This is a genomic window from Burkholderia sp. WSM2232 (assembly GCF_000472545.1).
In the GTDB taxonomy this organism is placed as follows: Bacteria; Pseudomonadota; Gammaproteobacteria; order Burkholderiales; family Burkholderiaceae; genus Paraburkholderia.
In genome coordinates this window covers 1-25,711 of sequence record NZ_AWZV01000021.1, presented here as the reverse complement: position 1 = coordinate 25,711, position 25,711 = coordinate 1, and the positions used below count along the sequence as shown (strand labels likewise).

Here is a 25,711-nt window from a genome sequence, read left to right as displayed (position 1 = left end):
CGCGAGTGCGCCGCAACCTGCCGGCTTGCGCTTGCCGTTGTAATGCGGCGTTCAACTGCCGGCTTTCTCGAAGCGTCGCAGCAGCTCGTCGCCACGCGAGACCGCCGAGTCGAGCGCCTGTTGCGGCGTCTTCTTTTCGGCCCACACCTGCTCGAGTTCTTCGTCGATGATCGTGCGGATCTGCGGCATGTTGCCCAGGCGCAAGCCCTTTGTGTACGTGAGGGGCGGCTTGTTGAGCATCTGCTTGATGGCTGTGTCGCTGCCCGGGTTCTTCTCGTAGAAGCCCTGTTGCTGCGTCAATTGATATGCGGCGGTCGTGACCGGCAGATAGCCCGTATCCTGATGCCACTTCGCCGCGACTTCCGGCGAGCTCAGATACGCGAGGAACTTCGCCACGCCCTTGTAGACAGCCGGGTCCTTGCCCGCCAGTACCCACAAGCTCGCTCCGCCGATAATCGCGTTCTGCGGCGCGCCCTTCACGTTTGCGTCGTAGGGCATCATGCCGGTGCCGAAGTTGAACTTCGCGTACTTCTTGATGGTGGCGAGCGAGCCGGACGAGTTCGTAATGATTCCGCAGTCGCCGCTATAGAACTTCGAAACCGGTTCGTCCTTGCGGCCGACGTAGCTGAACGTGCCTTCCTTCTGCATGTTCTGCAGGAACTGGATGTGCGCGACCTGTAGCGGCTTGTTGAATTCGAGCTGCGCGTCGGCGCCGTCGAAACCATTGCTCTTCGACGCAAAGGGTGCACCGTGCCACGCGCTGTAGTTCTCCAACTGGATCCAGCTTTGCCAGCCCGACGAATAGCCGCACGCCATGCCCGACGCTTTCAGCTTCTGCGCGTCGGCCTGCAGCTCGGCCCACGTTTTCGGCGGCTGGTTCGGATCGAGCCCGGCCTTCTTGAACGCGTCCTTGTTGTAGTAAAGGACCGGCGTTGAGCTGTTGAACGGCATCGAGATCAGGTGGCCAGTCTTTGCGTCGCTGTAGTAGCTTGCGATGGTCGGCACGAACGCTTTTTCGTCGAGCGGCACGCCCGCTTGCCTGAACACCTCGGAGACCGGCACGACGGCTTTCTTCGCCTGCATCATGGTCGCGGTGCCGACTTCGTAGACCTGCAGGATGGCCGGCGCGTTGCCGCTGCGATAACCGGCGATGCCCGCCGCCAACGTCTGGTCGTAGGTGCCCTTGAACACGGGCACGATCTTGTAGTCGGACTGCGACGCGTTGAACGCGTTGGCGATGTCGTTCAGACGCTCGCCGAGCGCGGCTTCCATCGCATGCCAGAACTGGATTTCAGTGGCAGCCTGAGCCGGCTGGCTGGCGCCGAGAACACCCGCGCTCAGCACGGCGGCAACGGAAAGCGAACGGAACAGCGGCTTCAAACTCATCGATTTGTCTCCTGACGGAAGGTGCGCGAATACGAATCGCGCGATTCTATTTGTGTTCGATGACAGTCCGGCGTCGGCCGGCGGGGCGGCGCGCATTCTGCGCTTTGCACGCGTTGTACGCTTTCGAGACGCGCCGAATGCCGCAATTTAACATCGTGTGTCATGAAACTGAAATAGTCGGTTTGTTCAGCTTCGGCAAGCGAATGAAGGTGCTCTGACGGGCAGGTGGATGGTACAAGGCCTTTGGCAAGGCGATGCCCGAGGTTGCGCCCGCCCGCAAAAAAGCCCGCACGAGGCGGGCTTCGAGACCAGGCGGCGCGAGCCGACAGGCGGTGTCAGGGAGCGCGCGGCTCCAGACGTGGTCACACGTTGAACAGAAAATTCATCACATCGCCGTCGTGAACCACATATTCCTTGCCTTCCGCGCGCATCTTGCCGGCTTCCTTCGCGCCTTGCTCACCCTTGTAGGTGATGTAGTCGTTAAACGAAATGGTTTGCGCACGAATGAAGCCGCGCTCGAAGTCGGTGTGAATCGCGCCCGCAGCCTGCGGCGCCGTGTCGCCGATGTGAATGGTCCACGCGCGCACTTCCTTCACGCCCGCCGTGAAGTAGGTCTGCAGGCCCAGCAGCTTGAAGCCGGCGCGAATCACGCGGTTCAGACCCGGCTCTTCCATGCCCATGTCGGCGAGGAACACTTCCATGTCCGCTTCATCGAGATCGGCGATTTCCGCTTCAATTGCTGCACAGACGGCAACCACCGGCGCGTTTTCCGACGCCGCGAACTTCGTCACAGCGTCAAGGTGCGGATTGTTCTCAAAGCCGTCTTCCTTGACGTTGGCGACGTACATGGTCGGCTTGGCGGTAATCAGGCAGAACGGCTTGAGCGTCGCCTTTTCCTCGTCGGACAGATCCAGCGCACGCACGGGCTTCGCCTGGTCCAGTTGAGCGCGCACCTTCTCCAGCACGGCGGCGTTTTTCACGGCTTCCTTGTCGTTGCCCGATTTGGCTGCCTTCGAATAGCGCGCGAGTGCCTTTTCGACCGTTGCCAGGTCGGCGAGCGCCAGTTCGGTATTGATGACCTCGATGTCCGACAGCGGATCGATCTTGTTGGCGACGTGAATGACGTTCTCGTCTTCGAAACAGCGCACGACGTGCGTGATGGCGTCCGTTTCGCGAATGTTCGCGAGGAACTGGTTGCCGAGGCCTTCGCCCTTGCTCGCACCCGCCACCAGACCGGCGATGTCGACGAATTCCACGACTGCCGGCAGGATGCGCTCGGGCTTGACGATTTCCGCGAGCGCTTTGAGGCGCACGTCCGGCACTTCGACAATGCCGACGTTCGGCTCGATCGTGCAGAACGGATAATTTTCCGCGGCGATGCCCGCCTTGGTCAGCGCGTTGAACAGGGTGGACTTGCCGACGTTGGGCAGGCCGACGATGCCGCATTTGAGGCTCATGGAAATCCTTCAGTGATTCAGTAAATTGCGTGATGCGCTCGACGCTGTGTGCGGGATTCGGGAGCCTTCGCGTTGGGCTGGCGAGGAAAACGCAGCGGAGCGGGACACGACACCAGCGCGGGCATTGCCTCGACGATTCTGGGCGGTTTTGTCACGGAAAGCGTAATTGTAACCCGTTCCAACCGGCTTCTTGACATGGCTTCAGAATGCTGCACGCGCGCTCCGCCGCCCGCGACCCCGCCGCTATAATGCGCGGATGAACGCAAACCATCAGACTTTCGACGCAGCCGTGATCGGCGGCGGGCTGGTCGGCAAGACCGCGGCGCTTGCGCTCACGCAAGCCGGGCTGCGCGTCGCGCTGCTCGCACAGGCGTGCGCGCCGCTGCCCGCTGGCGCTTCGTTCGACTCGCGGGTGTACGCGTTGTCGTCGAGTTCGCAGGCGCTGCTCGAGCGTTTGCGCGTCTGGCAGGCGCTCGACCTGTCGCGGCTCGGTCCCGTGTACGACATGCGTGTCTACGGCGACGCGCATGCGGAACTGCATTTCTCCGCGTTTCAGGCTTCCGTGCCGCAACTTGCGTGGATCGTGGAGTCGTCGGTGATCGAGCGCGCGCTCGACGCGGCGCTGCGTTTTCAGCCTAACCTCACGTGGATCGACAGCCGCGCCCAGGCGCTCGACTTTACCGCCGACAGCGCAAGCGTCGGTCTCGCGAACGGCAGCGTGCTCGTGGCCGATCTCGTGGTCGGCGCAGACGGCGCGCACTCGTGGGTGCGCGCGCAAATCGGCTCGAAAATGAACCGGCGCGACTACCGGCAAACAGGCATGGTCGCCAACTTCAAAGCGGAGAAGCCACACGGCGAGACCGCTTTCCAGTGGTTCAGGGAAGGCGAAATCATCGCGCTGCTGCCTATGCCGGACGGCCACGTGTCGCTCGTCTGGTCGGCGCGTACCGAGCACGCCGAGCAACTGATCGCGCTCGATCCGGCGCAGCTCGCGGCGGAAGTGGAGCGCGTGACAGGCGGCCAGCTTGGCGCGCTCGACTGTGTGACGCCTGCGCAGGGCTTTCCGCTCGCGCTGCAAACCGTCGAGCGCCTCGTCGCACCGCGCGTCGCGCTGGTGGGCGACGCCGCGCATCTGATCCATCCGCTCGCGGGGCAGGGCATGAACCTCGGTCTGCGCGACGTCGCCGCGCTGGCCGAGACGGTCGCCGGCAAGGAGTCGTTCCGCGACCTCGGCGACATGGTGCTGCTGCGGCGCTACGAACGAGCGCGGCGCGAAGACATTCGCGCGCTGATGATCGCCACCGACGGTCTGCAGAAACTGTTCTCCGTGCCTGGTCCGCTCGCGAAAATCGTGCGCAATAGCGGCATGGCTTTCGTCGGCGCGCAGCCGTTCATCAAGCGTTGGCTGGTGTCGGCCGCGCTCGGCTGAGACGGCCGGCGAACGCTCGCGCGGCGCGGCCGGCCGGTGACACAGGTATCATGAACGCCAACAGGCGGTTGCCGATGAACGCCGACAGAGCGTTCTCGTCTAACCGGCAACCTTGCAAACGCCAACGCGTGTGAAGAGCACGCGTCCGAATCAGGAATTTCGCATGAAAAAGATCTTTCGCATCGCGGCTGCGGTGCTCGCGATTGCTGCCGTCGCGATCGGCTGCTCCGCGCAGGCTGACCAGTCCGCCGACAAGCTCAAGGCCACGCTGCAATCCCGCCTTGCCGATGTGACGATCAAGAGCATCACCAAGTCGCCGGTTGCCGGCCTTTACGAAGTGAACCTCGGCAACCAGATCGTCTACAGCGACGCCAACGGCGACTATCTGCTGCTCGGCGACATGGTCGACACGAAAACGCGCAAGAATCTGACGGACGCCCGTCTGGCGGAAACCAACCGTATCGACTTTGCGAGCCTGCCGTTTGCAAACGCCGTGAAGGTCGTGAAGGGCAACGGCTCGCGCAAGATCGCCGTGTTCTCTGATCCGAACTGCCCGTACTGCAAGCAACTCGAAACCACGCTGAAGTCTATCGACAACGTGACGGTCTACACCTTCCTGTACCCGGTCCTGTCACCGGACTCGACCGCCAAGTCCAAGTCCATCTGGTGCTCGCCGGACCGCGCAAAGGCGTGGGAATCGTGGATGCAGAACCATCAGGCGCCCACGGCCGCCGGCACCTGCGATACCGCTGCGATCGACAAGAACCTCGCGCTCGGCCACGCGATGAACGTGGAGGGCACCCCAACCGTATTCCTCGCCGACGGCCGCCGCTTGCCGGGCGCGGTGCCGGCCGACCGGCTGGACAAGGAAATGGCCTCGGTGCACTGAGCACACGGCTGACACGAGTGAAAGGAGGCGCAAGGGCGCCTCCTTTCGCATCCAGCTCCCAAACAAACATTCACACAAAAACCACGCGCCGCCGATGAAGCCGATCCGCTACACCATCGTTCCCAAGCAACCCGCCGCCCATCTCTTCGAAGTCACCGTGACCGTCGCCGACCCGGACCCGGCCGGCCAGCGTTTCATGCTGCCTGTGTGGATTCCGGGCAGCTACATGGTGCGCGAATTCGCCCGCAACATCGTCACGCTGCGCGCGTTCAACGACGCAGGCCGCAAGGTGCGCGTCGAGAAAACCGACAAGCACACATGGCAGGCCGCGCCGGTCAAAGGCGCGCTCACGCTGCGCTACGAGGTGTACGCGTGGGATCTGTCGGTGCGCGCCGCGCATCTGGACGACACCACGGGCTTCTTCAACGGCACCAGCGTGTTTCTGTCGCCGCTCGGTCACGAAGAGGCGCCGTGTGTGGTCGATATTCAGAAGCCGGACGGGGCGGCGTATCGCGGCTGGCGCGTCGCCACCGCATTGCCCGAAGCGCGCGGCACGAGGCGCTACGGCTTTGGCGAGTATCGCGCGCAGAACTACGATGAGCTGATCGACCATCCCGTGACGCTCGGCGAATTCGAGCTCGCGACCTTCAAGGCGCACGGCGTGCCGCACGACGTGGTGATCGCGGGGCGCGTGATCGCGCTCGACATGGCGCGGCTGTGTGCCGACCTCAAGCGCATCTGCGAAGCGCAGATCGCGCTGTTCGAGCCGAAGTCGAGGAAAGCGCCCGTGGACCGCTACGTCTTCATGACGCAAGCCGTCACCGACGGTTACGGCGGACTCGAGCACCGCGCATCGACGGCGCTCATCTGCAATCGCGCGGATCTGCCGGTGCAAGGCCGGGAAGCGCTCACCGAAGGCTACCGTACCTACCTCGGCTTGTGCAGCCACGAATATTTCCACACATGGAACGTAAAGCGGATCAAGCCCGCGGTGTTCGCGCCGTACGACCTTGCCGTGGAAAACTACACGTCGCTGTTGTGGCTGTTCGAAGGCTTCACGTCTTATTACGACGATCTGATTCTCGTGCGCACCGGCCTGATCTCGCAGGACGATTATCTGGGCATGCTCGGCAAGGTGATGGGCGGCGTGCTGCGCGGCAGCGGCCGCACCAGACAGAGCGTCGCGGAAAGCTCGTTCGACGCGTGGGTCAAATACTACCGGCAGGACGAGAACGCGCCGAACGCAATTGTCAGCTACTACACGAAGGGCTCGCTGGTCGCGCTTTCGTTTGACCTGGCGATTCGCGCGCAAACCAGTCACCGCAAGTCGCTTGACGACGTGATGCGTCTGCTGTGGCAGCGCTTTGGCCGCGATTTCTACCGCGGCAAGCCGGTCGGCGTGGAGGAAGGTGAAATCGAGGCGCTCTTCACCGAGGCCACCGGCGTGGCACTGGGAGACCTGTTCGCGCAGGCCGTGCACGGCACCCGCGACCTGCCGCTCGAGACGCTGCTCGCGCCGTTCGGCGTTGCCGTCGCGCCGGAGCCGGACAAGAATGGAAAACCGTCGCTTGGCGCACGCGTGCGCGGCGGCGCCGATTGCACGCTGGCGGCGGTTCACGAGGGCAGCGCCGCGCAAAAGGCCGGGCTCTCGGCCGGCGACGTGCTGATCGCGCTCGACGGCCTGCGCGTGACGGGCTCGAACCTCGACGCGCTGCTCGCGCGCTATCAGCCGGGCGCCAAAGTGGAAGTTCACGCGTTCCGCCGCGACGAACTGCGCACCGCGCAACTCAGGCTCGACGGGCCGGAAGTGTCACGCTACAAGCTCACCGCCGACGACAAGCGGCCCGCCACCCGCAAGGCGCGCGAACGCTGGCTGGCAGGCTGACTGTAATTTGCAGTGGCCGCAATGAGCTTTACCGGTGGTGGATTGTTCTACCAGTGCAACAATCCGTCGCCGCCGGGTGGCTTTTTCCGGCGTCGGTAAATAAACACAATGACTCCACTCGCGCAACACTGCGCGCCCCCACTGGAGTCAACCATGACCACGATCCTGCAAATCAACTCGGCAGCCCGCTCGCAAGGCGCGAATTCCACGCTGCTGGTGAATGAACTGACCGAAAAGCTGCAACAGTCGAATCCGGGCGCGCAAGTCGTCGTCCGCAATCTGCAAGCTGAACCGCTGCCACACCTGGACGACGCCGTTCTCGGCGCGTTCTTCACGCCGGCTGACCAGCGCACCGCCGAGCAGGCCGCGATTGCCGCCCGCAGCGAAGCGCTGATCGCCGAGCTGCAAGCCGCCGACATCGTCGTGATCGGCGCGCCGATGTACAACTTCGGCATCTCGTCGCAACTGAAGACGTACTTCGACTTCATTGCGCGTGCCGGCATCACGTTCCGCTATACCGCGAACGGTCCGGAAGGTCTCGTGACGGGCAAGAAGGTTTATGTCGTGTCTGCACGCGGCGGCAAGTATCTCGGTACGCCGAACGACAGCCAGACGCCGTATCTGAAGAGCTTCCTGGGCTTCCTCGGTATGACCGACGTGAACTTTATCTACGCGGAAGGTCTGAACATGGGCCCGGACGCAGCGAGCGCCGCGCTGGCCACCGCACGCGAAGCGATCGCCGCTGCTTGAGGTGCGTCTTCGGCAAGTGCCTGAACCGGCCGCCGGGTTGATTAGTGCGTGAGCGCCGCTTCACGGCGGTGCTCTACAGCGTGCAATCGAAAACGCCACGTGACATTGGTCCACGTGGCGTTTTTGCTTTGGGGCCTTCGGTCTGGCCTACGCGAGCATTTGCGCGTCGTCGGGCAGACGCCAGTCGATTGGCGTGCGGCCGTGCTGGACCAGATACTCGTTCGCCTTCGCAAAATGCCCGCAGCCAAGAAAGCCGCGATGCGCCGACAACGGCGATGGGTGCGGCGCTTCCAGCACGTAATGCGATTTGCCGCCGAGCAGCGCGCGCTTGGCTTGCGCGTGCGCGCCCCATAGCATGAAGACGAGACGGTCGTGGCGCATCGCCAGTTCATGGATCAGCGTGTCCGTGCACTTCTCCCAGCCGCGTTTTGCGTGGCTGGCCGCCGAGTCCCGTTCGACCGTCAGCACCGTGTTCAGCAGCAGCACGCCTTGCTTGGCCCACGTGTCGAGGCAGCCGTGACGGGGCGGTTCGTGGCCGAGGCTCGCGGCGATTTCCTTGAAGATATTGCGCAGCGACGGCGGCGTGCGCACGTTCGGTGCCACTGAAAATGCAAGCCCGTGAGCTTGCGGCGTGCCGCGGTCTTCACCGTGATACGGATCTTGCCCGAGAATCACGACTTTCACTTCGTCGGGGCTCGTCAGGCGCAACGCGCGGAATACGTCGGCGGGGTAAACGGTTTTGCCGGCTGCGCGCTCACCGTCCACGAAACGGCACAGCGGGGCGTACGCGTCGCTCTCGATGAAGGGCTTCAGATGCGCGCGCCATGCAGCGGGCAGCGCGGCGAACTGCGCTTCGAGCGTGAGCGGGGTGCCGGTGGCGCTTTGCGGCTGTGGTGCGGCGGATGCGGCCGATCCGGCAGATGCGGCGCTGGTCGGTGCGGCGGCGTTGTCGAATAGCGACGCCTGCGAGGGTGCCCGGCGGCGGGTACGGGATGAGGAAGTCATGGCGCAGAAGTGTCGCAGCAAACGCGGAGTGACTCAAGTTTGGGGCGGCGCGGTGCGCGCAAAGGCGCAGCGCTGGAACCGGGCGGCTCTCTTTCTGGCCGCACTGGGTCGGCGTGTTCCGTTTGACGCTCAACTCGGCCGCGACGGGTAGCCGTTCTGCGCTGCAGTCTCAGCCGGGCCGCAACGGTCAGCCGCACGGCGCTTGACTCTCAACCCGGCCGCAACGGGTAGCCGCGCTGCGCTCCAGTCTCAACCTGGCCGCAACGGTCAGCCGCACTGCGCTTGCTCTCAGCCCGGCCGCAACGGTTAACCGCACTGCGCTTGACCCTCAACCCGGCCGCAACGGTTAGCCGCGCCGCGCGTGACTCTCAACACGGCCGCAACAGGTAGCCGCGCTGCGCTTGATTCTCAGCCCGCCTGGAACTTGCAGTCGCACTGCGCTTGACTCTCATCCCGCCCGCAACAGGTAGCCGCGCCACGTCCCTCGGTCTCAGCCCGCCCGCAACTGATAGCCGCGTTGCGCCTTGCTGACGTTTTCCGGCGCAAGGCCGGCGATCTGCTTGCTGAGTTCGCCACAAAGCGTGTGCAGCGCGGCTTCGTCGCCGGACTTCAGCTCCAGCTCGATCTCCGAGATTGGCGCGCGGCGCAGCTCGCTGTTCACTTCGGCGAGCACGTTGCCCTGATCGATCGCGGCTTCGACTTCGGAGCCGTCGACGCTCACCTGCCACAGCGTGCGCGTGAAGTCCGTGCGAAACAGCTCGGTCAACTGCGGTGCCGCGTCGCGCAGTGCCTGAGCCGCGGCCGGCTCGTCACACTCGCGCAGCAATGCGTCGATTTCGAGCGCCTCGCCCGCGACAGGCATTTCCCATTCGTGACGGCTATGCAAACCGTTTGTCGCACTGCCCACTGTTTTGAACGTCTGCAGCCAGCCGTGCGGCGTGTGGCGCAAGCGCAGCGCGCTCTTCGACGCTGCGAGCGCAAGTTGCGGCGTGTCGAAGTAAATGTTCGACAGCTTGATCGGGCGGCCTTCGTCGCCGGTACGGGCGACGAACCACGCCGAGGCCGCCTTGACCTGGTCGGCCGGCAGCAGCAATTTGATCTCGCGTTCCATGCCCATTGCTGCTCTCCTGTCCGCGCGGCTGTTTTGTCCTCAGTTTCCTCGCTACTCGCCTGGCGCCTGCTTCACGCGGCGCCAGGAAAGAACATGCGGGCAAGTTCGACGCCCGGCTCCGCGGCACGCATGAACGCCTCGCCGACGAGAAACGTGTTCACGTCCTTTGCGCGCAGCCGCTCGACATCCGCACGCGACAGAATGCCCGATTCGGTAACCACGATGCGGTCGTCGGGAATCGCTTCGAGCATGCCGATTGTCGTTTCGATCGAGGTCTCGAAGGTGCGCAAATTGCGATTGTTGATGCCGATCAGCGGCGTTTTCAATGTGAGCGCCTGCTGGAGTTCGTCGTTGTCGTGCACTTCGACGAGCACGGCGAGCCCCAGCGAATGCGCGAGTGCTTCGAGGTCCTGCATCTGCGAAGTGTCGAGCGCGGCCGCGATCAGCAGGATTGCGTCGGCGCCCATCGCGCGAGCTTCGACGATCTGATACGGGTCGACGATGAAGTCCTTGCGCAGCACCGGCAACTGGCAGGCGGCGCGCGCCTGTTCGAGATACGCGACGCTGCCCTGAAAGAACTGCACATCGGTCAGCACGGAGAGGCAGGCCGCGCCGTGCTTTTCATAAGAACGCGCGATTTGCGCAGGCACGAAGTCTTCCCGCAACACGCCCTTGGACGGGCTTGCCTTCTTCACTTCGGCGATCACCGCGGCGAGCCCCGCCGCGTGTTTGGCGCGCAACGCGCCGACGAAATCGCGAATATCGCGCGACGACGCTTCGAGGCGCAGTTCTTCGAGCGGCGCGCTTTGTTCGGCCGCGCGGACTTCTTCGCGTTTGACCGCGATGATACGGTCGAGGATGTCGCTCATAAATGTCTCGCTACGTTGGGTGCTGCTTGATCAGTGCTTGAACTGCTGGCTGAAGCGAACGAGTTCGTCGACCTTCGCGCGCGCCTTGCCGCTTGCAATGGCTTCACGCGCAAGCTGAATGCCGTCCGCAATCGAGCCCGCCACATTCGCCGAATAGAGCGCGGTGCCCGCGTTCAGCGTAACGATCTCGCGCGCGACGCCCGGCTTGTTGTCGAGCGCTTCGAGCAGCATTGCTTTCGATTCGGTGGCGTTCGCCACTTTCAGCGTGCGGTTCGACACCATCTGCATGCCGAAGTCTTCGGGGTGAATCTCGTATTCGTGGACTTCGCCGTCGCGCAGTTCGCCGACCTGCGTGGCGGCGCCGAGCGAAACCTCGTCCATGCCGTCCATACCGTACACCACCAGCACGTGCTTTGCGCCGAGGCGCTGCATCACGCGAACCTGAATGCCGACGAGGTCCGCGTGGAACACGCCCATCAGTTGATTCGGCGCGCCGGCCGGATTCGTGAGCGGACCCAGAATGTTGAAGATGGTCCGCACACCGAGTTCGCGGCGCACCGGCGCAATGTTTTTCATGGCGGGGTGATGGTTCGGCGCGAACATGAAGCCCATGCCGGTTTCGGCAATCGAGGCGGCCACTTGTTCCGGCTGCAGATCGATATTCACGCCGAGCGCTTCGAGCACGTCCGCGCTGCCCGATTTGCTCGACACGCCGCGATTGCCGTGCTTTGCGACCTTGGCGCCGGCCGCGGCGGACACGAACATGGTGGCCGTCGAGATATTGAAGGTGTGCGAACCGTCGCCGCCGGTACCGACGATATCGACGAAGTTCGAGTTGTCCTGCACGTTCACGTGCCGGGCAAATTCACGCATCACCGTGGCGGCGGCGGTGATTTCGCCGATGGTCTCTTTTTTGACGCGCAAGCCGGTAATGATCGCGGCAGCCATGACGGGCGAAAGTTCGCCGCGCATGATGAGCCGCATCAGGTGCAGCATTTCGTCGTGGAAAATCTCGCGGTGCTCGATGGTCCGCTGCAACGCTTCCTGGGGCGTGATGGTCATGATGTCGTCTCGCTCGTCAGGCGGTGCGTTGGGCGGTCTTCGCTTGCGACTGCTTCACGAAGTTCTCGAGCAGCGCGTGACCGTGCTCGGAAAGAATCGATTCCGGATGGAATTGCACACCTTCAACAGCCAGTTCCTTGTGACGCACGCCCATGATTTCGCCGTCTTCCGTCCATGCGGAGACTTCGAGGCAATCGGGCAGCGACTCGCGCTCGATCGCGAGCGAGTGATAGCGCGTGACGACGAAATGCCTGGGCAGGTCGGCGAACACGCCTTTGCAGTCGGTTTCGATCGTGCTGACCTTGCCGTGCATGATGGTCTGCGCGCGCACTACGCGTCCGCCAAACGCTTCGCCGATGGCCTGGTGACCGAGGCACACGCCGAGAATCGGCGTCTTGCCGGAGAACTCGCGCAGCACGTCGAGCGTAATGCCTGCGTGTTGCGGATTGCTGGGGCCGGGCGACAGGCAAATGCGCTCGGGGTTGAGCTTCGCGATTTCGTCCAGCGTGATTTCGTCGTTCCGATAGGTGCGCACGTCTTCGCCGAGTTCGCCGAAGTACTGCACCAGGTTGTAGGTGAACGAGTCGTAGTTGTCGATCATGAGCAGCATGGTGAGTCTCCGGTCAGAAGTCGCTATCGAGGCCGTCTTGAACCTGTTCGGCCGCGCGCAACACCGCGCGCGCCTTGTTCTCGGTCTCTTGCCATTCGGATTCGGGCACCGAATCCGCGACGACACCCGCTGCCGCCTGCACATACAGATTGCCGTTTGCGATCACGCCAGTGCGGATGGTGATGGCGAGGTCCATCTCGCCGGTGAACGACAGATAGCCGACCGCGCCGCCATAGAGGCCGCGCTTGACTGGCTCCAGCTCGTCGATCAGTTCCATTGCGCGGACCTTCGGCGCGCCCGAGAGCGTGCCGGCCGGGAAGGTGGCGCGCAATACGTCGAAATTGGTCGTGCCGGGCTTGAGCTTGCCTTCCACCGAACTCACGATGTGCTGCACGTGCGAGTACTTCTCGATCACCATCTTGTCCGTGACGACCACCGAGCCGATTTGCGCGATGCGGCCCACGTCGTTGCGCGCGAGGTCGATCAACATGACGTGCTCGGCGATTTCCTTCGGGTCGTTCAGCAGTTCGGTGGCGAGTTCGGCGTCGCGTTCGGGCGTGTTGCCGCGCGGGCGCGTGCCGGCGAGCGGGCGGATCGTGACGATGCGGTCTTCGCCGCGCTTTTCCTGGCGCACCAGAATTTCCGGCGACGCACCGACCACATGGAACTCGCCGAAGTTGTAGTAATACATATACGGCGACGGGTTCAGCGAGCGCAGCGCGCGATACAACGACAGCGGATTGTCGCGGTAGGGCTTCGTCAGACGCTGGCCGACCTGCACCTGCATCAGTTCGCCGGCCGCGATGTATTCCTTGGCTTTGCGCACGGCGGCCAGATAATCGTCTTTAGCGAACTCGCGGTAGGTTTCGGTGCGTACGCTCGCCGACGTGACCGGCGGCTCGACCGTCGCGCGCAGGCGCTGACGCAGTTCGCGCAGACGCTGCCTCGCTTTCGTGTACGCCTCCGGCTGCGTCGGATCGGCGTAGATCACGAGGTACAGCTTGCCCGCGAGGTTGTCGATTACCGCGACTTCCTCGGTCAGCAGCAACTGGATGTCCGGCAGATTCAGATCGTCTTTCGGGGCCGTGTGTGCGAGCTTTTTCTCGATGTAGCGCACCGCGTCGTAGCCGAAATAGCCGGCGAGGCCGCCGGCGAAGCGCGGCAAACCAGGGCGTTGCGCGACCTTGAAACGGCTCTGGAATTGCTGGATGAACTCGAGCGGATCGCCTTCGTGCGTCTCGACGACCTTGCCGTCGCGCACCACTTCCGACACACCGTTGCGGGTGCGCACCAGCGTGCGCGCCGGCAGGCCGATGAACGAATAGCGGCCAAAGCGCTCGCCGCCCACCACTGACTCGAGCAGGAACGAGTTTGCGCCGTTGCGCTCCGTCTGCGCGAGCTTCAGATACAGCGAAAGCGGCGTTTCCAGGTCGGCGAGCGCTTCAGCGATCAGCGGGATGCGGTTGAAACCCTCGTTGGCGAGGGACTGGAATTCGAGTTCGGTCATGTTCCGATCCTGTTCATAGGTCCGGCGGCAGCGTGCGTCGGACAAAGCGGGGCATGGCGCAGCCGGTCAGGCGTTCGTTCGACTTTTGCGATGATGAACCGACCGGCGCAATTTTCCCATCGACGCAAGCACGGAGTTCCGGCGCACAGTTGTACTTTGCCAGTGCACGCAGGCCGAACCAACCGATGCCGCTGAACGAGCGGTGCGAACGATGAAAAAACGCGAGAGCGCAGCGAAGTAAAAAACGGTTGCCGAAGACGTGCTTCAGCGTACCTCGGGTGAGGTTAGTGCGACCAGCGACGCCAGGGCCAGGCTCCCCGGTCGATGCTAATCAGACTCCGTTTTTTATTCAGAAACATGAGGATGAAGGACTTTTCAAGTCGTGGAATGGTGCGCTGCGATCGCCTTGGCGGCGTCCAGCAGCGAGGCAACTATACCATCGGATTTTATTGTTTGTATAGCTTGGCCATGGTTGTAGCCGTACGGCACGGTGAGCGTCGACATGCCCGCCGCGCGGCCTGCCAGCGCGTCGTTTTCCGAATCGCCGATCGCCACGGTGGCGCGCGGCTCGACGCCCAGTTGCGCCGCCGCGCTCAGCATGGGCAGTGGGTCCGGCTTCTTTTTCGGCAGGCTGTCGCCGCCCAGCACGACGCTGAAGTACTGCGCGAGCCCGTATTGCTGCAACAGCTGCACAGCGAAGCGATGCGGCTTGTTGGTCACGCACGCGAGCTTCAGGCCGGCCTCGCGCATGGCGGCGAGCCCGGCTTCCACGTCGGGATAAAGACGCGTGTGCAGGCCGTTGATCTTCGCGTACTCCGCCTGATAGATGGCGAGCGCTTCGTCGAAACGGTCTTGCGCGTGTTCCGCTTCGAAGCGCGGTGCGAGCACGCTGCGGATCAGGTGCTCGGAGCCCTTGCCGACATAGCCGGCCACTTCTTCGCGCGAGGTTTCCTCTGCGTCGAGCTGCGCGAGCATGCCGTTCAGGCCGGCGGTGAAGTCGTCGGCGGTGTCGATCATCGTGCCGTCGAGGTCGATGATGGCGGCTTGCAGACGCGGGCCGGTGAAAGTCGGGGCGGGGAACGAAGCGGTCATGTGGCGCGTGGTGTCAGTGCTGGATGTTGGCAAGCGCGGCGCGCATCTTGTCGATCACTACCTTGTGGTCCGGCTGGCCGAAGATCGCCGAACCTGCCACGAACGTGTCGGCACCCGCTGCGGCAATTTCCGCGATGTTATCGACCTTCACGCCGCCGTCCACTTCCAGATGAATCTCGCGGCCCGTGCGCTCCTTATAGGCGTCGATCCGCTTACGGGCTTCACGCAGCTTGTTGAGCGCCTCGGGAATGAACGACTGGCCGCCGAAGCCCGGATTCACAGACATGATGAGCACCAGGTCGAGCTTGTCCATCACGTGATCCAGATAGTTGAGCGAGGTGGCCGGGTTGAACACCAGGCCTGCCTTGCAGCCGTGATCGCGAATCAGCGACAGCGTGCGGTCGATGTGGTCGGAGCCTTCGGGGTGAAAGCTGATCAGATTCGCGCCCGCCTTCGCGAAGTCCGGCACGATGCGATCGACCGGGCGCACCATCAGATGCACGTCGATAGGCACGTCCACATGCGGACGAATCGCTTCGCACACGAGCGGGCCGATGGTGAGGTTCGGCACGTAATGGTTGTCCATCACGTCGAAATGGATCCAGTCGGCGCCGGCGGCAACGACATTGCGGACTTCTTCGCCGAGGCGGGCGAAGTCGGCGGACAGAATGCTGGGGGCGATGCGGAATTGCGTCATGGCGGCGGGCTGATGCAAGCGGGAAAACGGTATTTTACCTTTTGTGTGCGGGGGCGGCGGGTGCTGGGCGCGAGCGGCCCGGGGGCGGTGGGGTGGATGCGCGGTGCCGTGGCGACGGTGCGCGGGATGCGGTGGGCGGTGAGAGGTGACCTGGCGGTGGTGTGCGCGATGCGGTGGGCGGAGAGCAGCCGGTTGGCGGGGATGCGGGGGATTCGCGGGATGCGGTGCGCAGCGGGCCGGCGGCGATGCGCAGGTTGCTGCGAGCGGTGTGCGGCAGCTTGGCGCCCGTGCGCGAGATGCGATGCATAACGAGCAGCGGGGCGCCCGGCGACGGTCGGCGCAAACGCCGTCGCAGTTGTTCAGCGTGGAAAGCCGCGGACCTCATTGGCGTCGTGTCGTGAAGCCCGCTGGAAGGGGGCCGTGCGCGTATGCAGAGCCATACGCGCGCTTGCCCAAAGCTTATGTCCGGTTGCGGGCGCCTCGCTCATGACGCAGAATGCCAAACCATGGCGCTGCGGCGTCAATGGGCCCGAAGCCGTTGGCGCTCGGGCTTTCCGGCGATCTTCTCGCACCCGCATCAGCAGATTGGAATCAGGATGAGCCAGTACGAATTCAGCGTGTCGGCGCAGGTGCAGTTCCTGCCCGAGGAGTCGGACCCGGAGCGCCGTCAGTATGCGTTCGCTTATACGCTGACCATCCGCAATACCGGTCAGGTGCCGGCGCAGTTGATCGCGCGGCATTGGGTGATTACGGACAGCGAAAAGGCCGTGCAGGAAGTGAAGGGCCTGGGCGTAGTCGGCCATCAGCCGCTGCTCAAGCCGGGCGAGCAGTTCGAATATACGAGCTGGGCGGTCATTGCCACGCCGGTCGGCACGATGAGAGGCGAGTATTTTTGCGTGGCCGAGGACGGCGAGCGTTTCGATGCGCCGGTGCCCGAGTTCATTTTGCGCATGCCGCGTACGCTGCATTGAACCGTGGACGCGGTCTGCGGTCGTTAACGGGAATTAGCGTGCAATTCGGGCAATGCGGAGGCAATGCGCGCCTTTGAATGCGCGCGGCGCTGCGTCAGAGCGGCTCTTGCGGCTTCTGCGGGCTTTGCGGGTTGTGCGGCTTTGGTGTCTGGTGACCGTTGGCGCGCGCCGCTTTCTTTTTACCGGACGACGTCCACACCACGATGAACACGAGCAGGAACAGCGCGAGAAGCGATTCCAGCGCGAAGATGAGCATTGGGTATTCGTCGAACAGATCAGACATGGCGGTTTCCATCAATAACGAACATTGTATGCGTTTTGTCCGCGCGACCGGAGCCTGGCTCGGCGCGCTTTCGGTGGCGGCAATACTCGCCGCCTGTGGTGGCGGCGGCGCGGTGCGGCCGGTGGCTTCGCCGCCCACCGGCGCCGCGATCATTCCCGGCCAGATCGCGGCGACGCGTCTCACGGCCGTGCCGTGGCAGCAGGTTCCCGGCTGGCAGGACGATTCGCTGATCGGCGCGACGGCCGCGTTGCGGCAGAACTGCGTGAGGCTCGCGCGCCAGCCGAACTGGGCGCGGGCATGCGCGGCAGCGGCGCAACTGGACGATCTCGACGGCACTAGTGCACGAGCTTTTTTTGAAGCGTATTTCACGCCTTTCCAGCTAGCCAATAACGACGGCACGCTCGACGGCCTCGTCACGGGTTACTACGAGCCGTTGTTGCGCGGCTCGCGTACGCGGCATGGCGTGTATCAGACCGCGCTGTATCGCTGGCCGTCGAGCTATCGCCCGGGCGCGCCGATGCCGCCGCGGGCGCAGCTTGAACGCATGGGCGTGCTGAACGGCAACGAGCTTGTCTGGGTGGACGATCCGATCGAAGCGTTCTTCCTGCAAGTGCAGGGCTCCGGGCGGATCATCATGGAAGACGGCAGCGTGATGCGCGTAGGCTTTGGCGGCACGAACAACCAGCCGTATAAGTCCATTGGACGGTGGCTGCTGGATCGCGGCGAGCTGACTCCCGCGCAAGCCACCATGCAAGGCATCAAGGCGTGGGCGCGCGCAAACCCGAATAGAGTGGATGCGCTGCTCGATACGAATCCGCGTTTTGTGTTCTTCCGCGAGATGCCGTCGGCGGAAGCTGTGCCTAAGGGCGGCGGAGACGGTCCGATCGGCGCGCTTGGCGTGCCATTGACGCCGGAACGTTCGATCGCCGTCGATCCGGCCTCGATTCCGCTCGGCACTCCCGTGTTTCTGCAGACCACCCGCCCGCTGACCAACTCGCCGATGAACCGTCTGGTGTTTGCACAGGACACTGGCTCGGCAATCAAGGGCGGAGTGCGCGCCGACTACTTCTGGGGTCTCGGCGACGACGCGGGCGACCTTGCCGGGAAGATGAAGCAGGGCGGCCGGATGTGGCTGCTGCTGCCGAACTCGTGAAAGGCCGCTGTGCCGCGCGTAGCAGGGTTGCGGGGGCCGTTGTATGCGGTGGCTGCGGCGTGTGGTCGGAACGCCGCAGCTAGCAACCAGGTACACGGCTGAGCCGGCTATGAGGCCGGTGCGGACCACGGCGGGCCGCACGGCGCGGACCACGGTGGCCCCCCGGCGCGGACCACGGCGGGCACCACGGCGAGGGCCACGGCTTAAGCATGCGCAACGGCCGTGGAGTCTGCCGCGAGCCCTCTGAACGTGCCCGCGGTTGTCTTTCTACTGCCCGGTTTTGCGCTTGTCGACTACGCGCCGCGCCTTGCCCACCGAACGTTCAATCCCGTTCACCGCCAGCACATTGACTACTGCGCTCACGCCGATCAGCGCCTTGATGTCATAGGCGAGAGCCTGCTTCGCCGCGCTCAGGACGGCAACGTCCGGCGCCGTTTCCGGACACGGCTCGACGTTCAGCGTCATCACATCCAGCGGCCCTTCCTTGGTCAGCACGATCTGATAGTGAGGAGCGAGTGCGTGTTGCTTGAGCAGCAGTTCCTCGATTTGCGTGGGAAACACGTTGACGCCCCGCACGATCATCATGTCGTCGGAGCGGCCGGTGATTTTTTCCATGCGGCGCATCGTGCGGGCGCTGCCCGGCAAGAGACGCGTGAGGTCGCGTGTGCGGTAACGGATGATCGGCAACGCTTCCTTGGTGAGCGAAGTGAACACCAGTTCGCCGAGTTCTCCGTCCGGAAGAACCTCGCCGGTTTCGGGGTCGATGATCTCAGGATAAAAATGATCTTCCCAGATGGTCGGCCCGTCTTTCGTCTCGACGCATTCCGACGCTACGCCAGGCCCCATTACTTCCGACAAACCATAAATGTCGACCGCGTCGATGCCCATGCGCTTTTCGATCGCGTGACGCATGTCGTTGGTCCACGGCTCGGCGCCGAAGATGCCGATGCGCAGCGAGCAATCGGCTGGATCCACGCCCTGGCGTTCCAGTTCGTCCGCGATTGAAAGCATGTAGCTCGGCGTCACCATGATGATGTCGGGCCGGAAGTCCTGGATCAGCTGCACCTGCTTTTCCGTCTGACCGCCGCCGAACGGAATAACGGTCAGACCCGCGCGCTCCGCACCGTAGTGCGCGCCCAGACCGCCCGTGAACAGGCCGTAACCGTAGCTCACATGCACCTTGTCGCCGGGTTTGGCGCCCGCGGCGCGAATGGAGCGCGCGACGAGGTTCGACCATGTGTCGATATCGCGAGCGGTGTAGCCGACTACGGTCGGCTTGCCGGTCGTCCCCGAGGAAGCATGAATGCGCGAGATCCGCTCCTGCGGCACAGCGAACATCCCGAAGGGATAGCTGTCGCGCAAATCTTTCTTTGTCGTGAAAGGGAAGCGCGCGAGGTCTGCCAGCGTCTTCAGTTCGCTCGGATGAACCCCCGCTTCGTCGAACTTTCGACGATAGACGGGTGAATTTTCATACGCGTGGCTGAGCGACCATTTGAGCCGTTCAAGCTGAAGCGCGGCCAGTTCGTCGCGGCTGGCGGTCTCGATGGGATCGAGCGGAAGGGCGGGGCTCATTGATTGTCTCCTTGCTGCCTGAATACTGTACTGGGTCTGATATGAGGCGCGCTTGCGCGCAAAACTTCTATCGGCGGCGCTGGAACTTTGGGCGGCCGCCATGCGGTGAGTCGTTCACCGACGCGCCGCTCACGACTGCCACGGACTGGCGACTCTCGCGTGGAGCGCTTGCCGTGCGCATTCTGCGTGCGCTGTGGACGCCGCTGCCTTTGTCTTAGTCCGGTTCTTCCGGTTTTGCACTCGCCGGTGCGAGAGGAATCACGCTGCCCTTGATTTGCGCAGATTTGCCGCGAAACATCGCGACTATCTCATCGGCGCGATTGGTGACGCGAATATCGTAGATCCCTGTGCGGCCGTTCAGAGTCTGCTCGACAGCCTCTGCGGTGAGCACATCGCCGCCGTGCACCGGACGGAGGAACTCGATCGAGCAACCGGACGCCACCGTGTTGACGTTGCGCGAATTGCAAGCGAACGCGAAGCTCGAGTCGGCGAGCGTGAATATCAGCCCGCCGTGACAGATCTGATGGCCATTGAGAAAGTCGTCACGCACTGGCATTCGCAGACGCGCATAGCCCGCGCGCACTTCCACGATCTCAAGTCCAAGCGCACGGCTGCACGCGTCGTTCTCGTACATGGCGGCGGCGGTTGCACGGGCGAGTTCGTCCGGCTCCATGTCCGCGGGATAGAGGGCTTGCGTCGACATATCAGCGCCCTTCGAAGCGCGGCGCGCGCTTCTCGACAAAAGCCTGCACGCCCTCTGCATAGTCGTGCGATGCACCCAGCTCGCGTTGCAGGTCGCGCTCGAGGTCGAGTTGCTGGTCGAGCGTTTGCGTCGTGCCGGCGCGCATGGCCTGCTTGATCGCAGCGATGGCGCGCGTGGGTTGCTGTGCGAGCTGTGCGGCCAGTGCGGCCGCGGCTTGCGCGAGTTCCTGATCGTCGACTGTCTTCCAGATGAGCCCCCAGCTTTCGGCTTTCTCGGCGCTGAGCTTGTCGCCGGTAATGGCGAGTCCCAATGCGCGCGCCATGCCGACGCGCTGCGGCAGGAACCACGTGCCGCCGGAATCCGGCACAAGGCCAATCTTCACGAAAGCCTGGATAAAGCTCGCCGAACGTCCCGCCAGCACGATGTCGCAAGCGAGCGCGAGATTCGCGCCGGCGCCCGCTGCCGTGCCGTTGACTGCTGCTATCACAGGTAACGGCAATGCCTGCAGCCGGCGAATCAACGGATTGAAATGCGCGTCGATCAACTCGCCAAGGTCCGTCATGGCGCCCGGAGTGAAATCCAGGTCGGCGAGATCCTGTCCCGCACAGAAGCCGCGGCCGGAGCCGGTCAGGACGAGGGCGCGAGCGCCGCTCGTCTCTACTTCGCCGAGCGCCGCCGCCAGCTCCTCATGCATCGCGCGCGTGAAGCTGTTCAGCTTGTCGGGACGGTTCAGCGTGATGGTTGCTACGCGGCTCGATGCGTCGGACTCCAGGCGGATCGCTTTGTATGGCATGGGGTGTCTCCTCAAAGTCTCTTTCGCGAAACTTTTCGCGCAACTGCGGCGCTTTATCTCAAAGCCGTTCAATGACAAGCGCGATGCCCTGGCCGACGCCAATGCACATCGTGCAAAGCGCGAAGCGGCCATTGCAGCGTTCGAGCTGGTACAGCGCGGTCGTGACGAGGCGCGCCCCCGATGCACCGAGCGGATGCCCGAGCGCGATTGCTCCGCCATTCGGATTGACGCGCGGGTCATCGTCGCGCAATCCGAGTGTGCGTAGAACCGCGAGCCCTTGCGACGCGAACGCCTCGTTCAACTCGATCACATCGAACTGCTCGAGCTTCATGCCGAGCTGCCGGAGCAACTTTTGCGTGGCTGGCGCCGGGCCAATGCCCATGATGCGCGGCTCGACACCGGCTGTCGCCATGCCCACCACGCGGGCACGGCGGCGCAGGCCGTACTGGTCGGCCGCTTGTTGATTTGCGAGCAGCAGCGCGCAAGCGCCGTCGTTGACGCCGGATGCGTTGCCGGCCGTGACGCTGCCGTCGGGACGAACGACGCCCTTCAGCTTTGCTAGGCTTTCGAGCGAGGTCTCGCGCGGATGCTCGTCGAGGGTGACGCGAACGGGATCTCCCTTTTTCTGCGCAATTTCGACGCCGACGATTTCCTGCGCCAGCGTGCCGTCACGCTGTGCCCGCGCTGCCTTCTGCTGGCTGGCCAGCGCGAATGCGTCCTGATCGGCGCGGCTGATGCTGAACTCGACGGCTACGTTTTCCGCCGTCTCCGGCATCGAATCGACGCCGTACCGGCTCTTCATGAGCGGATTGACGAAGCGCCAGCCAATCGTCGTATCGTAGATGTCCGCGTGCCGGGAGAACGCGCTCGCCGCTTTGCTCATCACGAACGGCGCGCGAGTCATGCTTTCCACTCCGCCGGCAATTATCAGCCGCGCTTCGCCGGCCTTGATGGTCCGCGCTGCGGTGCCGACGGCGTCCATGCCAGAGCCGCACAGACGGTTGATGGTCGCGCCCGGCACGTCCGTGGGAAGACCGGCGAGCAACCCCGACATGCGGGCCACGTTGCGATTGTCTTCGCCGGCCTGATTCGCGCAGCCGTAGATCACGTCGTCCACGGCGCGCCAGTCCACGCCGGGATTACGCTCGATCAATGCCTTGATCGGCACCGCGCCGAGGTCGTCGGCTCGGACGTCTCTGAGGGCGCCGCCGTAACGGCCAATGGGAGTGCGAATCGCATCGCAGATGAAGGCGTCGTTCATACCGTTCCAGTTGAAGCGGACCGGCGTTGCATGCCGATCCGATGTCTCATGTTAGTTGGCGCGCACGGCGGGGTCTATTCGGCCAGAGGACATGGGACAAACCGAACACCGCGCGTCCGTCTTATGACGTTTAGCTGACTACCGCCGGCGCCGCTTTCGGTTCAACATGAACGCGGCTTTGGATTACGCGGAAGCGATTCGCGACGAACGCGGCGTCTGTGAGCGCAGCGTTTGCCGCGGGGTTCGCGCCGGTGCCGTGGAAATCCGAGAAGGCCGCCGACTGGTTGACGAATACACCCTCCGTCAGGTTGATTGAGAGCGCGACGCCGCCGCGCAGTGAAGCTTCATGCGCCTGTTCGAGGACGGCTTCGTCTGTGCTGTACACCGAAAGAGTGAGGGCGCCATGCTCGGCCGCTATCGCGCCGGCGAGTTCGAGCGACTGCGCGGTCGAGTCGGTAGCAATGATGAACGAGATCGGGCCGAACCATTCCCGCGTGAATTGCGCGCGATCGGTTGCGGCATCCAGCTGAACCACGAGCGGCGTGCGCACGCGGGCACCGGCAAACGCGGGGTGCTCCATTGTCTGGCTCGCGGCGAGAACAGGGCCAAGCTTGCTGGCTTCGGCGACGCGTTGGCTAATGCCTTCGTTCTGGATCGCGCCAAGCAGCTCGACGGCACGCGCCGGCTCGGCCACCAGCTTTTGCACGGCGCCGGCAATGGCCTGCGCGACTTCGTCGAACGTCAGTGCGCCGTCTGTAGTGCGGATGCCGCCGCGCGGTACATAGATGTTTTGCGGCGCGGTGCACATCTGGCCGGAGTAAAGCGCGAGCGAGAAGGCGATGTTACGGGCGGCGGCTTTGATGTCGTCAACGGAGTCGATCACGATCTGATTCACGCCGGCTTTCTCAGTGTAGACCTGAGCCTGGTGCGCATTGCGCTCGAGCCAGGTACCGTTTTGCGTGCTGCCTGTGAAGTCGATCAACTTGATTTCCGGGCGCACGGCCAAGCTTTGGACGATTGCGCCGTCGTTCGGCTCGGTGGCGAGCAGTGTGACAACGTTCGGATCAAAACCGGCCTCGCGCAGTACCTCGCGCGCAATTCGCACCGTTATGGCGAGCGGCAGAATGGCGCCGGGGTGCGGTTTGACGATCACAGCGTTGCCGGTGGCGAGGTCGGCGAAAAGGCCGGGATAGCCGTTCCATGTCGGGAACGTGCAGCACCCGAGCACGAGGCCGGTGCCGCGCGGCACTGCCGTGTAGCGTTTCTTCATGGCGAGCGGCGGATTCTTGCCCTGCGGTTTTTCCCAATGTGCTTCGGTGGGAATGCGGCGCAACTGGTCCCATGCATACACGACGGCTTCCAGCGCCCGGTCTTGCGCATGCGGGCCGCCTGCCTGGAACGCCATCATGAAGGCCTGGCCGGTTGTGTGCATCACGCTATAACCGACTTCGAAGCTCGCGCGATTGAGCCGCGCGATGATTTCCAGCGATACGCCGACCCACGCCTGCGGGCCGGCGGCGCGCCAGTCGCTTTGAGCGGTTGCGGCTGCCGCAATGAGCGCATCGGGCGCCGATTTCGGATAGCGAATGCCAAGCGGGAAACCGAACGGAGACACTTCCGCGCCAACAGTCTCTCCAGTCGACGGTTGATCCAGCTCGAACGACGTATTCAGGTGCGCCTTGAAGGCTGCTTCGCCGTCCGCGTTGGCGGTTTCCCCGTACACTTTCGGACTGGGCATTTCGGCGAACGGGCTCCAGTAACCACGGGTTTCGGCAGCGGCGAGCGCCTTTTGCAACATATCTTCGTGCTTGGTGAAAAACGGATGTGTCATGGCAGAGGCTTGGCTGTGCGTTGGGAGAAGCCCGTCGAATAATTGACCGACCGGTTGGTTGGGGAATGTTAGCATTATTAGGATGGCCGCGCGAAGCGTTTTTCGCGCTCGATTAACCACAAGGAGGCGGCATGGTTTACGAGAACATTCTGGTTGAGACGCGCGGGCGGGTTGGGCTCGTCACGTTGAATCGTCCTAAGGCGCTTAACGCGCTGAACGATGCGTTGATGGACGAACTAGGGGCGGCGCTGCGCGAGTTCGACGCCGACGACGGCATCGGCGCGATTGTCCTGACGGGAAGCGAGAAGGCGTTCGCCGCCGGTGCAGACATCGGGATGATGGCCACCTATTCCTATATGGATGTGTACAAGGGGGACTACATCACGCGCAACTGGGAGACGGTTCGCTCGATTCGCAAGCCGATTATTGCGGCGGTAGCGGGCTTCACGCTGGGCGGCGGCTGCGAACTGGCCATGATGTGCGACATGATCTTCGCGGCGGACACGGCCAAGTTCGGGCAGCCGGAAATCAAACTCGGCATCATGCCTGGCGCCGGCGGAACACAGCGACTGCCGCGCGCTGTGTCGAAGGCAAAGGCAATGGATCTGTGCCTGACAGCGCGCTTTATGGATGCGACGGAGGCCGAGCGCGCCGGGTTGGTGTCGCGCGTTATTCCTGCCGCGTCCTTGCTTGAGGAAGCGGTCGCGGCAGCCGCGACGATCGCCGAATTTCCGCTGCCTGCCGTCATGATGGTGAAGGAGTCGGTCAATCGCGCTTACGAAACGACGCTGGCGGAGGGCGTCCATTTCGAACGTCGCCTGTTCCATTCGCTGTTTGCAACCGAAGATCAAAAGGAAGGGATGGCGGCGTTCGTCGAGAAGCGCAAACCGGTTTTCAAGCATCGTTAATTGGCTCGTCGAAATAACGCTTGCAAGGCGTCGCGGGGCTCGCTAGAATCTCGCTCTTTCGTGCTCCGGACGCCGGGGCACGGGAAGCGGGAAAGCCAGCCGTGGCAAGGCTTCCAGCGGCGGCAGCAGGTTCAGGCGGTAGCAAAAACCTGTTGACGGCNCAGCGGAAGTTCTTCATAATCTCGTTTCTCTGCTGCTGATGCAGCAACGCAGAACGAAGTGGTGCCGGGTAGTTGAAGCAGGCGCTGCGGAGTGAGCGGACCGATCTTTAAAAACTAGCAGCCGATAAGTGTGGGCGCTTGATGCGCGANGCGAGCCGGGTTNTTCGGNATCTGGCGNNAAGCGAAAGTATCAAGTCTCACACAGTAATGAAAGGAAGGTTTTTCTGTCGAGAGATGGAAAGATCATTCGTCAGTACGTTGAGTGAGCGACCGGGTTCGAAAGAGCCCGAAAACAGTAACAGGTTTGAACTGAAGAGTTTGATCCT

General features: G+C 63.5%; 23 protein-coding genes. 7 read left to right on the top strand and 16 right to left on the bottom strand.

Features of this window, described 5'->3' with window-relative positions; all coding sequences use genetic code 11:
• Positions 1–51 precede the first annotated feature (51 nt).
• Both ugpB and ychF read right to left on the bottom strand, forming a co-directional pair.
• Positions 52–1,386, bottom strand: coding sequence for a sn-glycerol-3-phosphate ABC transporter substrate-binding protein UgpB (gene ugpB, locus F757_RS0119700; RefSeq protein WP_027212897.1), 1,335 nt, complete (start codon positions 1,384–1,386; stop codon positions 52–54).
• 362 nt (positions 1,387–1,748) lie between these two features.
• Positions 1,749–2,843: a redox-regulated ATPase YchF gene (gene ychF, locus F757_RS0119690; protein WP_027212896.1), complete on the bottom strand. Its 1,095-nt coding sequence runs from the start codon at positions 2,841–2,843 to the stop codon at positions 1,749–1,751.
• 256 nt (positions 2,844–3,099) lie between these two features.
• On the opposite strand from ychF, the gene F757_RS0119685 reads away from it, so the two are divergent.
• From F757_RS0119685 to F757_RS0119670, 4 genes are all read left to right on the top strand, one after another.
• Positions 3,100–4,272: a UbiH/UbiF family hydroxylase gene (locus tag F757_RS0119685; RefSeq protein WP_027212895.1), complete on the top strand. Its 1,173-nt coding sequence runs from the start codon at positions 3,100–3,102 to the stop codon at positions 4,270–4,272.
• 163 nt (positions 4,273–4,435) lie between these two features.
• A complete protein-coding gene (locus F757_RS0119680; RefSeq protein ID WP_027212894.1) occupies positions 4,436–5,161 on the top strand; it encodes a DsbC family protein in 726 nt (241 codons plus the stop codon).
• Between the two features lie 94 nt (positions 5,162–5,255).
• Positions 5,256–7,046 (top strand): M61 family metallopeptidase, encoded by a 1,791-nt coding sequence (locus F757_RS0119675; protein ID WP_027212893.1) that lies wholly within the window; start codon positions 5,256–5,258, stop codon positions 7,044–7,046.
• Positions 7,047–7,199: 153 nt separating this feature from the next.
• Entirely contained in the window at positions 7,200–7,796 is a 597-nt protein-coding gene (locus F757_RS0119670) for an FMN-dependent NADH-azoreductase (RefSeq protein WP_027212892.1), read from the top strand.
• Positions 7,797–7,943: 147 nt separating this feature from the next.
• Here F757_RS0119670 and F757_RS0119665 read toward each other — a convergent pair whose 3' ends face one another.
• The 8 genes from F757_RS0119665 to rpe form a co-directional block, all read right to left on the bottom strand.
• Entirely contained in the window at positions 7,944–8,801 is an 858-nt protein-coding gene (locus tag F757_RS0119665) for a uracil-DNA glycosylase (RefSeq protein WP_027212891.1), read from the bottom strand.
• Between the two features lie 490 nt (positions 8,802–9,291).
• The gene (locus F757_RS0119660) at positions 9,292–9,918 is read right to left on the bottom strand and encodes a CYTH domain-containing protein (protein WP_027212890.1); all 627 of its coding nucleotides are present in this window, start codon (positions 9,916–9,918) and stop codon (positions 9,292–9,294) included.
• Between the two features lie 65 nt (positions 9,919–9,983).
• Positions 9,984–10,781, bottom strand: coding sequence for an indole-3-glycerol phosphate synthase TrpC (gene trpC, locus F757_RS0119655; protein WP_027212889.1), 798 nt, complete (start codon positions 10,779–10,781; stop codon positions 9,984–9,986).
• Between the two features lie 30 nt (positions 10,782–10,811).
• Positions 10,812–11,843: an anthranilate phosphoribosyltransferase gene (trpD, locus tag F757_RS0119650; protein WP_027212888.1), complete on the bottom strand. Its 1,032-nt coding sequence runs from the start codon at positions 11,841–11,843 to the stop codon at positions 10,812–10,814.
• A 16-nt stretch (positions 11,844–11,859) separates the two neighbouring features.
• Positions 11,860–12,453, bottom strand: coding sequence for an aminodeoxychorismate/anthranilate synthase component II (locus F757_RS0119645; protein ID WP_013340605.1), 594 nt, complete (start codon positions 12,451–12,453; stop codon positions 11,860–11,862).
• Positions 12,454–12,466: 13 nt separating this feature from the next.
• A complete protein-coding gene (gene trpE / locus F757_RS0119640; protein ID WP_027212887.1) occupies positions 12,467–13,960 on the bottom strand; it encodes an anthranilate synthase component I in 1,494 nt (497 codons plus the stop codon).
• A 375-nt stretch (positions 13,961–14,335) separates the two neighbouring features.
• Positions 14,336–15,052, bottom strand: a complete 717-nt coding sequence (locus F757_RS0119635) for a phosphoglycolate phosphatase (protein ID WP_027212886.1) — start codon at positions 15,050–15,052, stop codon at positions 14,336–14,338.
• 13 nt (positions 15,053–15,065) lie between these two features.
• Positions 15,066–15,749, bottom strand: a complete 684-nt coding sequence (gene rpe, locus F757_RS0119630) for a ribulose-phosphate 3-epimerase (RefSeq protein ID WP_013340602.1) — start codon at positions 15,747–15,749, stop codon at positions 15,066–15,068.
• 596 nt (positions 15,750–16,345) lie between these two features.
• On the opposite strand from rpe, the gene apaG reads away from it, so the two are divergent.
• On the top strand, positions 16,346–16,720 hold the full coding sequence (gene apaG, locus F757_RS0119625; protein ID WP_025601966.1) for a Co2+/Mg2+ efflux protein ApaG: 375 nt from the start codon (positions 16,346–16,348) through the stop codon (positions 16,718–16,720).
• Between the two features lie 94 nt (positions 16,721–16,814).
• Here the strand turns inward: apaG and F757_RS0119620 are convergent, their stop codons facing one another.
• Positions 16,815–17,003 (bottom strand): hypothetical protein, encoded by a 189-nt coding sequence (locus F757_RS0119620; RefSeq protein ID WP_027212885.1) that lies wholly within the window; start codon positions 17,001–17,003, stop codon positions 16,815–16,817.
• On the opposite strand from F757_RS0119620, the gene mltA reads away from it, so the two are divergent.
• On the top strand, positions 16,924–18,156 hold the full coding sequence (mltA, locus tag F757_RS0119615; RefSeq protein ID WP_198021423.1) for a murein transglycosylase A: 1,233 nt from the start codon (positions 16,924–16,926) through the stop codon (positions 18,154–18,156). The two genes, F757_RS0119620 and mltA, sit on opposite strands and share 80 nt — an antisense overlap.
• Positions 18,157–18,423: 267 nt before the next feature.
• Here mltA and paaK read toward each other — a convergent pair whose 3' ends face one another.
• The 5 genes from paaK to paaN all read right to left on the bottom strand — a co-directional run bounded on the left by paaK (position 18,424) and on the right by paaN (position 24,316).
• Positions 18,424–19,728, bottom strand: coding sequence for a phenylacetate--CoA ligase PaaK (gene paaK / locus F757_RS0119610; protein ID WP_027212883.1), 1,305 nt, complete (start codon positions 19,726–19,728; stop codon positions 18,424–18,426).
• A 214-nt stretch (positions 19,729–19,942) separates the two neighbouring features.
• Positions 19,943–20,431 (bottom strand): hydroxyphenylacetyl-CoA thioesterase PaaI, encoded by a 489-nt coding sequence (gene paaI, locus F757_RS0119605; RefSeq protein ID WP_027212882.1) that lies wholly within the window; start codon positions 20,429–20,431, stop codon positions 19,943–19,945.
• 1 nt (position 20,432) lies between these two features.
• Positions 20,433–21,224 carry a 2-(1,2-epoxy-1,2-dihydrophenyl)acetyl-CoA isomerase PaaG gene (paaG, locus tag F757_RS0119600; RefSeq protein WP_027212881.1) on the bottom strand — a complete coding sequence of 264 codons (792 nt, stop codon included), beginning with the start codon at positions 21,222–21,224 and terminating at the stop codon, positions 20,433–20,435.
• 58 nt (positions 21,225–21,282) lie between these two features.
• Positions 21,283–22,485, bottom strand: a complete 1,203-nt coding sequence (gene pcaF / locus F757_RS0119595; protein WP_027212880.1) for a 3-oxoadipyl-CoA thiolase — start codon at positions 22,483–22,485, stop codon at positions 21,283–21,285.
• A gap of 130 nt (positions 22,486–22,615) precedes the next feature.
• Positions 22,616–24,316 carry a phenylacetic acid degradation protein PaaN gene (paaN, locus tag F757_RS0119590; protein ID WP_027212879.1) on the bottom strand — a complete coding sequence of 567 codons (1,701 nt, stop codon included), beginning with the start codon at positions 24,314–24,316 and terminating at the stop codon, positions 22,616–22,618.
• A 131-nt stretch (positions 24,317–24,447) separates the two neighbouring features.
• Here paaN and F757_RS0119585 point away from each other — a divergent pair, with 131 nt between their 5' ends.
• Entirely contained in the window at positions 24,448–25,224 is a 777-nt protein-coding gene (locus F757_RS0119585) for an enoyl-CoA hydratase (RefSeq protein WP_027212878.1), read from the top strand.
• The last annotated feature ends 487 nt before the right edge of the window (positions 25,225–25,711 follow it).

What these genes read in the sequence shown, in the direction of transcription:
- F757_RS0119670 (WP_027212892.1), top strand. Translation starts at nt 7,200, where the DNA reads ATGACCACGATCCTGCAAATCAACTCGGCAGCCCGCTCGCAAGGCGCG.
- apaG (WP_025601966.1), top strand. Translation starts at nt 16,346, where the DNA reads ATGAGCCAGTACGAATTCAGCGTGTCGGCGCAGGTGCAGTTCCTGCCC.
- paaI (WP_027212882.1), bottom strand. Translation starts at nt 20,431, where the DNA reads ATGTCGACGCAAGCCCTCTATCCCGCGGACATGGAGCCGGACGAACTC.
- paaK (WP_027212883.1), bottom strand. Translation starts at nt 19,728, where the DNA reads ATGAGCCCCGCCCTTCCGCTCGATCCCATCGAGACCGCCAGCCGCGAC.
- F757_RS0119635 (WP_027212886.1), bottom strand. Translation starts at nt 15,052, where the DNA reads ATGACCGCTTCGTTCCCCGCCCCGACTTTCACCGGCCCGCGTCTGCAA.
- F757_RS0119585 (WP_027212878.1), top strand. Translation starts at nt 24,448, where the DNA reads ATGGTTTACGAGAACATTCTGGTTGAGACGCGCGGGCGGGTTGGGCTC.
- F757_RS0119665 (WP_027212891.1), bottom strand. Translation starts at nt 8,801, where the DNA reads ATGACTTCCTCATCCCGTACCCGCCGCCGGGCACCCTCGCAGGCGTCG.
- paaG (WP_027212881.1), bottom strand. Translation starts at nt 21,224, where the DNA reads ATGCCATACAAAGCGATCCGCCTGGAGTCCGACGCATCGAGCCGCGTA.
- trpC (WP_027212889.1), bottom strand. Translation starts at nt 10,781, where the DNA reads ATGAGCGACATCCTCGACCGTATCATCGCGGTCAAACGCGAAGAAGTC.
- F757_RS0119645 (WP_013340605.1), bottom strand. Translation starts at nt 12,453, where the DNA reads ATGCTGCTCATGATCGACAACTACGACTCGTTCACCTACAACCTGGTG.
- F757_RS0119685 (WP_027212895.1), top strand. Translation starts at nt 3,100, where the DNA reads ATGAACGCAAACCATCAGACTTTCGACGCAGCCGTGATCGGCGGCGGG.
- F757_RS0119660 (WP_027212890.1), bottom strand. Translation starts at nt 9,918, where the DNA reads ATGGGCATGGAACGCGAGATCAAATTGCTGCTGCCGGCCGACCAGGTC.
- ychF (WP_027212896.1), bottom strand. Translation starts at nt 2,843, where the DNA reads ATGAGCCTCAAATGCGGCATCGTCGGCCTGCCCAACGTCGGCAAGTCC.
- F757_RS0119620 (WP_027212885.1), bottom strand. Translation starts at nt 17,003, where the DNA reads ATGTCTGATCTGTTCGACGAATACCCAATGCTCATCTTCGCGCTGGAA.
- trpD (WP_027212888.1), bottom strand. Translation starts at nt 11,843, where the DNA reads ATGACCATCACGCCCCAGGAAGCGTTGCAGCGGACCATCGAGCACCGC.
- rpe (WP_013340602.1), bottom strand. Translation starts at nt 15,749, where the DNA reads ATGACGCAATTCCGCATCGCCCCCAGCATTCTGTCCGCCGACTTCGCC.
- paaN (WP_027212879.1), bottom strand. Translation starts at nt 24,316, where the DNA reads ATGACACATCCGTTTTTCACCAAGCACGAAGATATGTTGCAAAAGGCG.
- F757_RS0119680 (WP_027212894.1), top strand. Translation starts at nt 4,436, where the DNA reads ATGAAAAAGATCTTTCGCATCGCGGCTGCGGTGCTCGCGATTGCTGCC.
- mltA (WP_198021423.1), top strand. Translation starts at nt 16,924, where the DNA reads ATGAACACGAGCAGGAACAGCGCGAGAAGCGATTCCAGCGCGAAGATG.
- F757_RS0119675 (WP_027212893.1), top strand. Translation starts at nt 5,256, where the DNA reads ATGAAGCCGATCCGCTACACCATCGTTCCCAAGCAACCCGCCGCCCAT.
- ugpB (WP_027212897.1), bottom strand. Translation starts at nt 1,386, where the DNA reads ATGAGTTTGAAGCCGCTGTTCCGTTCGCTTTCCGTTGCCGCCGTGCTG.
- trpE (WP_027212887.1), bottom strand. Translation starts at nt 13,960, where the DNA reads ATGACCGAACTCGAATTCCAGTCCCTCGCCAACGAGGGTTTCAACCGC.
- pcaF (WP_027212880.1), bottom strand. Translation starts at nt 22,485, where the DNA reads ATGAACGACGCCTTCATCTGCGATGCGATTCGCACTCCCATTGGCCGT.